This window comes from Blautia sp. ZXY-1-B12 (genome assembly GCF_056339915.1).
The window spans coordinates 1-11,969 of record NZ_JBWJVP010000043.1; the positions used below are offsets into that span (position 1 = coordinate 1).

The 11,969-nt window shown below is 42.2% G+C and carries 8 protein-coding genes and 1 pseudogene; 1 reads left to right on the forward strand and 8 read right to left on the reverse strand.

Going from position 1 to position 11,969, the window contains the following annotated elements; all coding sequences use genetic code 11:
* The 7 genes from AC075L_RS03365 to AC075L_RS03395 all read right to left on the reverse strand — a co-directional run.
* A partial coding sequence (locus AC075L_RS03365) for a COG1361 family protein (RefSeq protein ID WP_476387136.1) occupies window positions 1–3,021 on the reverse strand: 3,021 nt, incomplete at its 3' end.
* Window positions 2,943–3,611: a hypothetical protein gene (locus AC075L_RS03370; RefSeq protein ID WP_476387143.1), complete on the reverse strand. Its 669-nt coding sequence runs from the start codon at window positions 3,609–3,611 to the stop codon at window positions 2,943–2,945. The genes AC075L_RS03370 and AC075L_RS03365, both read right to left, overlap by 79 nt.
* Window positions 3,612–3,621: 10 nt before the next feature.
* The gene (locus tag AC075L_RS03375; RefSeq protein ID WP_476387137.1) at window positions 3,622–4,836 is read right to left on the reverse strand and encodes a hypothetical protein; all 1,215 of its coding nucleotides are present in this window, start codon (window positions 4,834–4,836) and stop codon (window positions 3,622–3,624) included.
* Window positions 4,805–4,969, reverse strand: coding sequence for a hypothetical protein (locus AC075L_RS03380; RefSeq protein ID WP_476387138.1), 165 nt, complete (start codon window positions 4,967–4,969; stop codon window positions 4,805–4,807). Before AC075L_RS03380 ends, AC075L_RS03375 begins: the two co-directional genes overlap by 32 nt.
* Window positions 4,970–5,301: 332 nt before the next feature.
* Window positions 5,302–5,787 carry a hypothetical protein gene (locus tag AC075L_RS03385; protein ID WP_476387139.1) on the reverse strand — a complete coding sequence of 162 codons (486 nt, stop codon included), beginning with the start codon at window positions 5,785–5,787 and terminating at the stop codon, window positions 5,302–5,304.
* Between the two features lie 41 nt (window positions 5,788–5,828).
* Window positions 5,829–6,848, reverse strand: a complete 1,020-nt coding sequence (locus tag AC075L_RS03390) for an RRXRR domain-containing protein (RefSeq protein WP_476387140.1) — start codon at window positions 6,846–6,848, stop codon at window positions 5,829–5,831.
* Between the two features lie 280 nt (window positions 6,849–7,128).
* Window positions 7,129–9,009 (reverse strand): transglutaminase domain-containing protein, encoded by a 1,881-nt coding sequence (locus tag AC075L_RS03395; RefSeq protein WP_476387141.1) that lies wholly within the window; start codon window positions 9,007–9,009, stop codon window positions 7,129–7,131.
* A 1,233-nt stretch (window positions 9,010–10,242) separates the two neighbouring features.
* Between AC075L_RS03395 and AC075L_RS03400 the strand changes: the two genes are divergently transcribed.
* Window positions 10,243–10,899 (forward strand): hypothetical protein, encoded by a 657-nt coding sequence (locus AC075L_RS03400; RefSeq protein WP_476387142.1) that lies wholly within the window; start codon window positions 10,243–10,245, stop codon window positions 10,897–10,899.
* A 136-nt stretch (window positions 10,900–11,035) separates the two neighbouring features.
* Here the strand turns inward: AC075L_RS03400 and AC075L_RS03405 are convergent.
* Window positions 11,036–11,969 (reverse strand): annotated as a pseudogene (locus tag AC075L_RS03405) (IS256 family transposase); the annotation flags it as partial.

The following is an 11,969-nucleotide window of genomic DNA, read 5'->3' on the forward strand; positions in this document are numbered from 1 at the left end:
TCCAGGTGTCTCATCCACGATGTGAACGCTGTTATCCTGATGCTCTTCCTCAGTATTCTCACCTTTTGCAGTTGCAACGTTTACGATATCCTGATCATGAAGGGATGGATCTGTGAAGACTACTGTATAGAATACTTCCAGCTTATCTTCGATTGTCAGGTCTGCTCCTGTATTGATCGTGAACGCATTGTCTGCAGTCTGCTCAATCTCAGCAGTGTCGAGATTTTCTCCATTCAGTCTGACATTGATCTTGGAGATCTTCATGCCTTCCTGCTGGAATGCATCTGTTACAACTACCTGTTTTGCAGTGATGTTGTCACGGAGTTCGCGGATAGTCAGTTTGTACTGAGCTTCTTCGCCAACCTGATATTCTGTCTTATCGGATTCCTTAACAATGTCAAGGGCTGGTCCGTAAACAAGAACCTCATGCTCATCCTCTACAGGGATATTTTCCTTGGAATTGGCAGTTACGGTGTTATGGATACTCTGTCCTGCAAGATCCTCATCTGTGATCTCTACGGCATATTCAAGTGTCAGTTTGGATTCTTTGTCGATTCCTAACGGGTTATATTCACCGTTCTGGAAGTATCCGGAGTCACCCTTCTCATCATCAGCCTTGGACATATCAACTGTGGTATATCCGGATTTATTGTTGATCAGGTTGCGTCCTGTGTTTACAGTAAATGTGTTGCCATTTACTTCAACACTTTCCGGCTCGATCTTGTTACCGTCTTCGTCGATCAGGACGATGGAATTTTTCTGAAGTTTTACTCCTTCAGTGTCGATAACATCAGTGATCGTGATGTCTCTTGCAAGGCATCCTGCCTGTTCCTGAGTTACGTCTACCTGATATGTGACAGTGTCACCAACCATGTATTCATAACGGTCGGAATCTTTGATCACCTTGAGTTCTGGACTGTTGATCCAGATTCTCTCAGAATCTTTTACTTCACTTGCATTATCAGCAGCAGCTTTTCCTGTATTGATAATTTCATATCCGTTTAAGATAGAACCTGGTGTGCAGTGATATGTGATAACAACCGGTGTTGTTACGTTGTTAAGAGTATCGCCTGTTGTACAAGGAAGGTTATCAATAGTAACCTGGAAGCCACCGTTTACACGCTCAACATTGTAGTTGACTGGTTCTACGGATGTCTCATTGTAATGGTCAGGATCTAACTGGTTTGCAGGATCGTCTGTTCCGGCTACCGGGTTCACATATGTTTCCGGAACACCTTCAACAGTAATACTGCTCTCATCCAGTTCCATACCTACAGGAATGGTTGTATCGGAAATTACTACGTTTCTGGCAATGGAACCTTTCTGGTTGTTGTTAACTACCAGTTTGTATTCAACATCATCACCAACGCGGAACTCATATCCTTCACGTCCGTCCTGAGCATCCTCTTCTCCGCCTGCAGCATACTTATTTACCATCTGTTTATCAATAGATAAAGCAGCAGTGTTGATATATGCCTCAGCATCATCGGATTTCTCAATACCGTTTGTTGCGGATACAGTACCAACGTTTACACCTTCTGCTCCGTTTCCGGCTTCCAGTGCTTCACAGGTAAATCTAATGTTTACATCATTTCCTGCCGGAAGATTGCTGATCTTTAATTCCCAGCCGTTTCCAACCTGTGTCAGTTCTTTTGTGATAGGAGTTGTAACGGTTTCGTTCCATAAGGATTCGTCAACGTTATTTGTCTTATCAGCGGTACCTGCTACATGGTCTTCAAAGCTGTCCGGGATACCTGTTACAGTCATTTCCTCAGCAGGAGTCGGTTCATGTTCTTCTGGATTAGTTCCATCCGGAAGATCTGTATCTCCTGAATCACCAGTTCCATCCTGATCTCCATTCAGTTCCGGAAGATCAAGATCTGTATCACCATCAGAACCTGTTCCGTCCTCATCCAGGTCAATACCTGCATTTGCAAGGATCTCATCTTCTGTCATGGACTGTTCCGTATCATTATCAAGAGCTGCTAACTGCTCGTCGATCTCATCCTCTACGGATTTGGATGTATCACCTGTCTGTACATCTACAGAATCAAAATCAAGTTTGAATCCTGCAGGGATGTCTTTATCAGTGATGATCACGTTACGTGCCACTGTTTTGCCTGCGGCACCGATCTTCTCTTTTTCACCTTCATCAACGTCTGCATATTTTTCATCATCGGCAAGATCCTGTGTACCCTCGTCATTCACGTTCTTGACTGTGATATTGAACGGTACATGATCACCTACCTGCCATTCGTATGCATCGGATGTTTTCTCGATGTCAAAGTAAGCGGTGTTTACATAAACTTCTGCATCATCCTGTGCGGTCTGCGGTTCCTGATTTTCATCAAGACTTAAGAAATTGTCTGCTGTTGCAGATACAACGTTCTGGCTTTCCACACCGTTTGCTGCTTTTGTTGCAATACAGCTGAATGTAATATTCAGAGGCTGTTTGGATGTAAGGTATTTCGCATTGATTGTCCAGCTGTTTCCATCACTTGTGACTTCCACATTGTTGTCTCTCTCTTCTGTTGCGATGGTCGTTGTCCCATCTACAACCGGCCATCCGATAGATGTATCTTCGCCACCCATCTCGATCGTCGGGTCACCCTGAAGCTCCAGTCCCTCTGGAATATCAATATCGGAAACTTCCACATTCTGTGCGATCGTATAGTCTGCAGTATTCTTTACGCTTACTGTATAATTCACAGTATCGCCTACTTCATACTCATAACGGTCAGCTACCTTATCAACAGTAAGAACCGGGCTGTTTACCCATACTTCTGCGCTGTCGGAAGCAGTAATGCTGCTGCCGTCATCATCCGTAAAGTTATCTGCCTCAGCTGTTACAGTGTTGATCCAGTCCTGCCCATTAGAATCCGCTGTTGCGATGCATTTGAATGTGATCTTGATGGACTCATTGTACTGCAGTAACGGACATGTCAGGATCCATCCATTTCCCTCTTCAGTAGAAGACATTGAAGGAATGGTTCCGCTTGTTCGGTCCCGGATACTTCCCATCCATTGTTCACCAGTTTCAGGCTTGAAGGGATGTCGATATCTTTTACGACAACATTTGTTGCATATCCATCCTGTTTTGTCTGGGTTACCTCAACAGAGTAAGATACTTCATCTCCGACTTTCCAGTCATCATATTTCGCATCTTTTTCCACTGTCAATTTAGACTTGATCTCATCAGTTACCCAGCACTCCTCAGAATCCAGCTGTGTTGTTTCCTTAGCATCTTTGACATGATACCGTACAGTAGACGCATTCGGAACATAGAAGGTATATCCTGTGTTCTCCGGATCATTTGCGATCCATGGTGCCATAAAGGTATAAACATCTTTTGTCTTAATTCTGTGTACGGTAAGGCGAACCATAAACTCCTGATCAGCTTTCTTGAAGTCACTGGACTTCATATAGTCAGCTTTTGCAGAAGCGGTAATAGTCTGACCTTTAATCGAGAGATTAAAGTCATTGGACACGTTCGTGCCATCCTTATCAGTAATAGTGATATGATGAGTATCATCAATTGTCAAACAGTCTTCCAGAGTATCCACGATCTCGTAGGAATCTGTTTCAGCTCCCGGACCTGCTGTCTTGATCAGATAATCGTAATCATCCTAATCGTTGATCTCGGAAAGGCATCTTCCTGGGGGATGCAGCTTCGTATGCATCATCGTAAGAACCTCCCTTCTGGACTACTACTTTCTCGATTGAAGGATCGTTTGGTTCTGGATCCCCACCTGGAGTCGGAGTCGGCTCTGGGATTGGATCTGTATTGATCAAAGACTCTGCGGTATACTCAAAATAATTACCAGAGATCATACCGGCATTGTTTTTATTCCAACTATAACAAGTATTCGCAGGCATTCCCCACTGCTTGTTATATTCCGTATCATGTACAACTTTATTGGGCTCATTGGCACGGAACCACATAATAAAAGTCGGATTTCCTGTCAATAATGCCTGGACCCATGATTTTTTATCACTAGGAGAAGTTGTTTCACCACTTTTTGAAACATACCACCCATCCTGCTCGGTAATAAACTTAGAACCTTTGAGTTTATATACGTCAAGTTTACCCTTCTGATTTCCTGCAATTTTCATCGCCTGTCCATTATCAAGATCCCTGATAGTAATATAAGAAGTGAGTTTCTCTACCTGTCCAGCTGGGATATCTTCTGAACCATTGTCCTCTGTCCATTTAGACCAGGTAAAACTACACTGTACATTTTTTAATCCGGAAATACCAACAGACGACTTCTTTGTGTCAATATAAATATACGGACACTCTGGTTTTGTGGTAATCTTGGAATACTGTTTATCCCTCGTACTGCTGTCAGCCATGTACCAGATATAACCGTCAGACTCGTATTTTTCAACACGCATGGTCAGATTGTAATACTGTTTGTTTTTCTTGTCATATCCGGCCTTGTAATAAGTAATAGTTGGATGAAATTGGTCTTTACGAACAGTCCACTGCTTGCCGTCAAAAGTTGCAAAACCAGATTTTGTTCTGATACGCAGATATCTTCCGGATTTGTCTTTCCATAAAGAACCATCCTTATTTTTATCAAAATCATCATTTGTTGAATAACCAGATATCTTATCCGGGGTAGGGTTAATAAGGATATCGCTTTTCGGATTATATTTTCTCAACGATGAGAGCTTAGTTCCGGAAGAGATCTCCTGTAACGGATAACTGTCTGCAGCGGAAACACTGACTGCAGAAGTTGGGATATACCCAATAATGGTACTAAGTACCATAAGAAGAGATGTAAACAAGGAAATCACCTTGTTACACAGCGCGCTTTTCTTCTTTCTTTCCATAAAGAGCTCCTTTCAAAAAAATAAGTTTCACTTTTCCGCCAATAAATCGTACCGGCGGTGACTTATTTCCCCAAAGGGCTCCCATGGCAAACGCAGTTTTGTCATGTGGCGGTGAGCCAGTTTTATGTCTCATCCGCCGGAACCTCCTTTCTAATTTCTTATCCATAATTTGGACAAGGATAATATGATTAAAAAGAAAAAAAATGATTTTTGCTTTTTAACGCTTTCAAAATCAGTATTTTTAGAAATAATTTCACATACCTAAAGCTTTGCATAAACCTCATCACAGAATGGACGAATCTAATATGATGAAAATAAAAAAAAGAGTATCATCTCTGATACTCTTTTCCCGAAAAAGTGAATTCGAATTCACTTTTTTCTTTATTAATCTACGCGTCCAAGACTCGTGACTTTAGTCGTGAGATACGGACGCGCCTGGAAAATGTAATATAACTGTTTCAAATATCAAATAAAAACCAATCCTGCATTATGCCGGATGAACGTACACTCTGCAGCAGGGAAATTTTTCATCCCCTGTCCGCAGGCCCGCAGGTATTTTCCGTTTGTGATCCTTCCAGACAGCACGTATCGTTTGCCTTCATAAAGGAATACGGCTCCCGGCAGGAACCGGTCCATGTCATTGTAATGCCTGCAGCTCTTCTCAACCCTGAGCTGGCTCCGCAGCTTCTCCGCTTCCTTCTCCCCATGGATCCTGACCTGTTCTTCATACCACTGGGAAAGAGCCGTTGTTTTCTGCTCGAAACCCGGTTTCCGGTTCTGGGCAACTTTTTCTTTTCCCTGGTAATAGGAGCGGCCGGTCTGATGATGGATGATGGACCGGTCCTGTCTCCGGAACTGGCGTATCTGGAAGGTATGGTCAAACGCAGGCGTTTCCACCTCATTGACCTCCAGTGCTGCAAGCCCGATACAGTAAGCGTCCACCTCATGCATCTGGTTCTTTTTTGTTTTCTCAAATCCAAGGGCAGTCCGGATCAGGGAGGTATCCAGGCCTCTGCAGAATGTACATGCTCCTTCCCGTATTCTTCCAGGAGTTTTTTGCAGATGAACGGGACTGCCTGGTTCAGGGCACTGAGGGCACCATATTTCTTTAACTGACCGCTTTTCTTCCCGTCGAAATCCTTTCGGAAGGCGGTATCCGTATGTACTTTCGTATGGCACTCCGGGCAGAGGCCAGCCAGGTTCTGGATCGTATCGGAGCCGCCCCTGCTGCGTGGCACGATATGGTGGAAATGGGCGATGGGTTTCTTACACATCAGACATTTTCCATGCTGCTGGGTACGGATGGCTTCTTTTACATCATCATATCCTTTCAGCGGACCGTTTTGGAAATCCACACCCATAGCTTTTGGGTTTTCCATATGCATGAACGCAAACCGGCTGACTTCAAATGCGATGTCTGTGACCGGCAGATACTTGCTGATCTTCCGGATGATGTTCAGATGTGTCTGTACCAGGTGCTGCACCGTTGGGGTGATCCAGTCCGGACAGCGTTTCCGGTTGCAGAACCGGGCCTGGGTGTTCCGGATGAATTTACAGGTCACAAATTTGTCCGCAGCATACATGGGCAGTTTCCGCATGACCATGCCGGACTTCACCATGGAACCATATCTTTTTGCAAGGCGCTGGCGGGCTTTTCGTTCCCCTCTCCTGGATGCCTGCCGGCTTTTTTTGCGGTCAGCCATCAGTTTTTTGATTTCCTTGTTTCTGGTCTCGATCACGGCGGCGAACAGCAGGCCTCCAAGCGGGGACAGGACTGCGGCCCCGATGTTCGTCCTGCCCGGATCCTCCGCCAGCGTTACCGGCTGGAGAACGGGCGCGTTTCGGTATGTCAGCCGGATCGTAAACGGGATATCCTCTGCGATCCGGGCCCTGCCCGTTTTCAGCAGCTTCAGGACATGCCTTTTCCGTCTGGTCGGCATCTGGGGTTTCCCATCAAAACCGAGGACATAGATATATTCTGTTTTCGATAATCTCTCTTCCAATGCTGTCATACTAACTCCTTTAGCAGTGCTGTTTCACGGGAGGAACGGTCCTCCCGCACCGGTGGTAAGCCTGAGGCACTGTGCTTACGTTTGTTTTCCTGGACTTGGCGTATGCTCTGTAGAACGGAGGACTGGAATCCTGCTGAAAAGCATGACATCCGCCGGTACCAGCACCCTCCGGCATCCGAAGATGCCATTGGATACACGCATACGTCACCGTATCCCTGCTCAGTAACCCTACAGCTAAAACCAGAACCTGCTTTCGCAAGCTCGTGACTTTAGTCATGAGTTACTTGACATTACAAGTACGGCTTATAACGTTAGACCAATTCGTGTAGAGTTTTTTTCCTTCCGGAGTTACATGGAAAGCCTTAACCTTATAGCAGTATTTCTTACCATAGGTTAATTTTGAATTTGTGTATTTTAGGGTATTTCCGGAATTAATGGTCTTAATCTTTTTATATTTTCCAGTTTTTCCAATTCTACGGTAGACCACATATCCATCAGCATTCTCTGCCTTCGACCATTTCAAATACGCCTTATTGTTTTTCATGGAAACAGATTCCATTCTGACATATCCAGGCGTAGTAGAAACTGTCAGCTCATTTGAATAATCTCCATAAGATATGGTTCCGTCGTCCATTTTTTCATAGAGACGAACCTTCACTTTTTTCGTATCACCAAATCCTATCGTGGCAGATGCAAAATAATCTTTTTTGAAATCCGACTCATCTAATCTTACATCATTATCCAAAGTATACTCTCCTGTTTTCGGATCGCCCACCATGATCTGATATCCCATACTATTTGCATTGTTAAGGACATCTTTTGTAAGATCCCATTTCAAATAGACAAAAGGAAGGTTTTTCTTTACATGAGCCTGAATCACAGGAGCCTTTGAGACGGAAGCATTTAAGGCTGTTATCGGAAGCGTACCAGTAACTCCGTTTGGAGCAAAAACGCTTAAAGTGGTTGTTCCGGCAGACTTTCCTGTCACAGTAACATCCACCCATCCTTTACCTCTTGCCGTTATTTTTGCAGACGCAATCTGTTCGTTGTCCACCCTGCAGGTTAATGACTCCGCAGCTTCCTGACTTCCCGCAGCTCCCGGATTTGAAATGTAGAATCTAGTTGTACGACTGCTTCCGCTTAAGATAGGATCCTTGACAAGATTTCCGTCTCCAATGATGTTTTCTATCTCTGTTGAGAAAGAAACAACAGAAGATCCATAAAGCAGACCTGGAATCTCAGATGCCGACTTCCATCCAGCTCCGTCATTTACATAGTAACCTGCATCTGAACTAACATACAAACTGTTACCATTTGCTCCAATGTATTCTATTCCAGAAGCAGGAATGCCTTTGTATGAATATGTATTTGCACAACGTGTGTGATCATTTGATTCCCAAATATCTTTAAACCAATGACCACTGTAATCTTCCAAGAAACCGCCTGGTTTATAACAAGTAGCTGTAGCATCAAGAATATAGAATTTATTATTTAACTTCACTTCCACCCAGGCGTGACCATCACCTTCAATATTATGACCTCTTCTAACGTAGTTTTCAATTCCCAGTTTTGTCAAAATCGTTGAAAGTCCTGCGGCAAAACCTCCGCATACAGCCCTTCTTAAAACTAAAGAACCATACGGATTCTGATTTCCCGTTTCCTCTTCATTGCTATAAGAAGTGTTCTTTTTAAACCACGCCATAATCATAGAAATTTTTTCTAAATCTGTATTCTGGCTTGTTATCCCAGTTTCTGAAATAATCTGTGAAACAGCTCGGTCTACAGCATTTACTTTATAAGATGTTAAATCAGATTTATAATCATAAACTCCGTTTGGAGCTACGTTTACTTCCGCGGCATCCACCCCACTACCTGATCCGTCATCCACATCCGGAACCTCCTGATCAGAGAAAGCATTCTCCGCGGAATCCTCTCCAGCGTCCACACTGTCATTTACAACACCCGCACCATCGACAGCATCAGAAGAAAATAAAGAAGTATCCGGAATCTCCGCGGAATCTGCAGAATCAGCATCCGTTCCATTTACAGTACCAGCATCATTCACAACAACACTGTTTCCATCGGAGAATTCCGCAGCATAAATCGGAGAAGTAGAAACCATAGAAACAGCCAGTAACATAGAAATCACTTTTTTCTTCATAAAACAACATCCTTTCTTATAATTAGAAAATGCGATTCGGGGCTTATACTGAATATAAAAATATTCTCCGCGGCATCCAGCCGACTGACGATCCAAGCCCGAATCCAGGTTAATAGTATTATACCACATAGGCTTGTAAAATCAATTGCTTATGTTGTATTTGATGGTTATACTTTAGCATAGACAGGGGCTGTAAAAAACTGGTACGGAAAAAAGGGGATTATAAAAAAGAAAGAAATGGGAGAAAATAAAAATGATTCAGGTACTCTTCTATAAGTTTGGGATTCTCTGCTTGCGATTCCTAATACCAGAGACTATCAGATGGAAACGTTATTCTCCGCGGAATTATCTGTTTTACTTCTTATAGGAATAGAGTGCGGATGAACTCCATTGGCAGATTCATTGTCCGCAGACCACAAATCTCCGGTGTATTTCATAGTATCCAGGCTGCAAAGAAAGATTGATTGTCAAGATCCTCTGCAACAGTGTAGACTTTTAATCCTTTCAGACATTCGGAAAATTACCCTGGGGAGTCTCCACGGATAAACCGACACTTTCAGAGTGACTACCAGATAGCAATGTTATTCTCCGCGGAGTTATCCGTTTTACTAACATGTAAGAATAGAATGCTGCTATACCCTACTGGCAGATTTATTATACGCAGATTGCAAACCTCCGGTGTATCTCATAGTATCCAGGCTGCAAAGAAAGAATGAGCGTCATGATTCTACGCAGCAGTTTCGGTTTTCGATCTTTTCTGGCAACCGGTGAATTACTCTGGGAAATCTCCGCGGATAAACAGACATTTTCAGAATGAGACGAAATCCTTGTGGAGGGAATCTCCGCGGATGTACCAATATTAAAAAACTGGCACAAATAAAAAGAAACAAGAAAAGGTCTTGGTTATGGAACTTTTTCAGAGAGGCTGGAAGATTAAGCAGAAAAAAGAGTACCATTTCTGATACTCTTCTCAAAAAAGTGAATTCGAATTCACTTTTTTACTTAATGATTCTTCAGAAACATTACATCTTCTCAATTTTCTACATCGAAAGTATAAGATAATTTATAATAATGATATTTTTGTATGAAAAAATGCGTCGTTGAATTCTGGAAGCAATAATGCTATCATTTTAATATATAGAAGATTTGTTTTTTGCCTGATTATAAGCAAGAACAATGAATAATAAACGTACACTTAGATAAAACATTACATTTACAGAAGAGGAAAAAGAATTGTATACTTGGAATAAGATTATAACAAATAAGCTAATCGATAAAACAAATGATTTTTTTAAAAAATATGAAATATCCAAAAATTGTGATAATATTAACGAAGGGATACAAATTATTACAGACTCGCTATGTAATACTCAATATCCAGATTTACAAAACAAAGCAGGCAAATTCGACATTGAAACAAAGAAGATTGTATTAAGAGATTCCAAAGTCACACAGCGATTATTCCTGCACGAATATGTTCATAAAAAATCTGTAAAGCATAGATTATTCAGGAAAGATTATTTAGGAATTGAATCTAACTCAAGTTTTCGCAATCTAAATGAAGCAATTACAGAAAAAATAACATGTGAAATATTAGATCTTCCAGAAACAGAACAAGCTCTTCATCCGTATTCTTCGATGTTTATCGCAATAGACGAATTGACCAAGCTAATCCCCTGGCATAAAATTGTCCAGTCATATTTTTCAAATGATATCAGAATATACAAAAAAACACTTGGTAAAGACTTGATTCCATTTTTAAATGATGTTGATACATTATTAAAGAATTATCCAGCACTGTATCCAAACGATAAGAATAAATTACAAACTTATCAGAAAGCTCGCAATGATATTATTAGAATCATAGAGACTGTGAGAAAAAGTCTGTAAATAAGATTCTTCTATGATATGCAAGGGTGGCAAGCCTGAAAATCAGGCTTCTCACCCTTGTTTTATATATAACAGTTGTTGAATGGCATGTCAAGAGCAGGCGGTTTTCCGCCCGTCTTATTCGCCCGTTTATTCGTTACTCTGGGAGGCGTCCTTCGTACATAATACTCAGTTCACCATACACCTGTGCCCAGTTGCGGATCGTACTGGTCCATTTCTTTGTAGCTTCAAATGTGGCAAGATACAGTGCCTTTAATAGAGCTGTATCGCTTGGAAATACGCTTCTCTGGCGATTCAGTTTCCGGTAGGTAGAATTCAGGGATTCAATAGCATTTGTAGTATAAATCACCGTTCTGACCGTCGTTTAAAATTTAAAGATCGGCGAGATTGCGTCCCAGTTATCCTTCCAGCGCTTCATGGAATTCGGATATTTCGGTGTCCATTTTTCTGTTACACGCTCTAAGGCTGCCAGAGCTTTCTTTTCATCTGTGGCCTGATAAATGGTTTTCAGATCCGCAGCGAAGGCTTTTCTGTCTTTATCCGGGACATATTTCAACGTGTTTCTTACCTGGTGTACAATACAGCGCTGGTATTCCGTCTTTGGAAAAGCTGCTGCGATCGCTTCTTTGATTCCGGTTAAACCATCGGCACAGATGATTAATACATCTTTGACACCACGATTTTTCAGTTCATTCATAACGGAAAGCCAGTATTTTGCGCTTTCGTTATCGCCAACACTGATGGTTAAAACTTCTTTTTTCCCTTCCGTGTTGATTCTCAGAATCACGTAAGCAGCAAGCTTTCGGATCACGCCATTATCCCTTACAGAATAATGGATTGCATCAATGTAGAGAATGGGATAGACCTCGTCCAGTGGCCGGTTCTGCCAGTCTTCGATCTGTGGCAGGATCTTATCAGTCACATCAGAAATAAAGCTTTCAGAAGTTTCAAAGCCATAAATATCTTCGATGGTTTCGGAAATCTGCCGGGTATTCATTCCTTTGGCATACATGGAAATGATCTTCTGATCAATATCGGAAATATCTTTCTGACGTTTTTTCACAACCTGT

Bases quoted from the DNA above. Each gene is read 5' to 3' on its own strand.
- AC075L_RS03375 (WP_476387137.1), bottom strand. From the start codon at position 4,836: ATGGAAAGAAAGAAGAAAAGCGCGCTGTGTAACAAGGTGATTTCCTTG.
- AC075L_RS03380 (WP_476387138.1), bottom strand. From the start codon at position 4,969: ATGAGACATAAAACTGGCTCACCGCCACATGACAAAACTGCGTTTGCC.
- AC075L_RS03395 (WP_476387141.1), bottom strand. From the start codon at position 9,009: ATGAAGAAAAAAGTGATTTCTATGTTACTGGCTGTTTCTATGGTTTCT.
- AC075L_RS03390 (WP_476387140.1), bottom strand. From the start codon at position 6,848: ATGACAGCATTGGAAGAGAGATTATCGAAAACAGAATATATCTATGTC.
- AC075L_RS03385 (WP_476387139.1), bottom strand. From the start codon at position 5,787: ATGCATGAGGTGGACGCTTACTGTATCGGGCTTGCAGCACTGGAGGTC.